The sequence below is a fragment of the Actinokineospora sp. genome, from assembly GCF_050699995.1.
In the GTDB taxonomy this organism is placed as follows: domain Bacteria; phylum Actinomycetota; class Actinomycetes; order Mycobacteriales; family Pseudonocardiaceae; genus Actinokineospora.
Genome location: NZ_JBOHGC010000055.1, coordinates 1 through 1,205, shown reverse-complemented (window position 1 = coordinate 1,205; position 1,205 = coordinate 1). Strand labels below are relative to the sequence as shown.

Sequence of the window (1,205 nt, the reverse complement as noted above, 5' to 3'; positions counted from 1 at the left end):
CCACCCTTCTCCGCCAGGTACAGGTAGTTCTTGACCAGCGTGTTCTTCGCGCCGACGCGGCAGCCGGTCATGCAGGAGCCGCACTCGGTGCAGCCGGTGCGCTCGGGGCCCGCGCCGCCGAAGTACGGGTCGGCGGCCTTCTCGCCCGCCTCGCCGAAGTACACGCCGACCGGAGTCGGGTGGTAGCTGTCGGCCACGCCCATGTCGGCGGCGACCTTCTGCATGACCTCGTCCGACGGCGTCACCGTCGGGTTGGTGACCACGCCGAGCATGCGCGACGCCTGGTCGTAGTGCGGCGCCAGCTCCGACTCCCAGTCGGTGATGTCAGCCCACTGGCGGTCCTTGTAGAACGGCTTGAGCGGCTTGTACAGCGTGTTCGCGTACACCAGCGACCCGCCGCCGACACCCGACCCGGCCAGCACGACGACGTCCTTGAGCAGGTGGATCCGCTGGATGCCGTAGCACCCGACCGCGGGCGCCCAGAGGTACTTGCGCACGTCCCACGAGGTTTTGGCGAACTCGTCGTCGGCGAACCGGCGGCCCGCCTCGATCACGGCGACCCGGTAGCCCTTCTCGGTGAGACGCAGCGCGGCCACGCTGCCGCCGAAGCCCGAACCGACGACAACGACATCGAAGTCCGGGTTGTTACCGGTGAGTTGCGTAGCCATATGCAGAGATTAAGGGGCTGAACAGCACGTGACCAGCCTCTGACCCAAGATTTCCTGTGACTGTGAGTAACAGTCAGCTTTCCTTGAGGTCAGAGCGCAAAAACCCGTACAAGACCACGTCCCTGCGGACTCCCCCGCGAAGCTGCGCGCCGCGCACGACACCCTCGCGCTGGAACCCGGCGCGCTCCAGGACGCGACAGGCGGCCACGTTGTCGACGTCCGTCGCCGCCTCGACCCGGTCGAGGTCGGTGGTGGAGAACAGATGCCGGACCAGCAGCCGCACCGAGGTCGCACCCACTCCTCGACCCCGCGCGGCGGGCAGCAGCATGATGCCCAGGTTCCACGCACCACACGCGCGCGTGCGACCCCAGCCGGTCTCGTGCCAGCTCAACACCCCGAGCAGCTCGCCGGTCTCGGCGTCAAGCACGGAGACCCGCGAAAGCCCCACCGGCGGCGCTTTCGGCCGGTCGTCCGGGTCGACGTCGAAGGCCCCGTCGTTCGCCGCGCGCATCGCGGCCATATCGGAGTCGAGCTGGT

2 protein-coding genes are annotated in these 1,205 nt (G+C 68.5%); both read right to left on the bottom strand.

All coding sequences use genetic code 11. The annotated features are described in order from the left end of the window. Window positions 1–668, bottom strand: a 668-nt coding sequence (locus ACRDSQ_RS03450) for a GMC family oxidoreductase N-terminal domain-containing protein (protein ID WP_431418682.1), incomplete at its 3' end; no start/stop codon positions are given. A gap of 73 nt (window positions 669–741) precedes the next feature. After that, on the bottom strand, window positions 742–1,205 hold a 464-nt coding region (locus ACRDSQ_RS03445; RefSeq protein ID WP_431418679.1), incomplete at its 5' end, for a GNAT family N-acetyltransferase.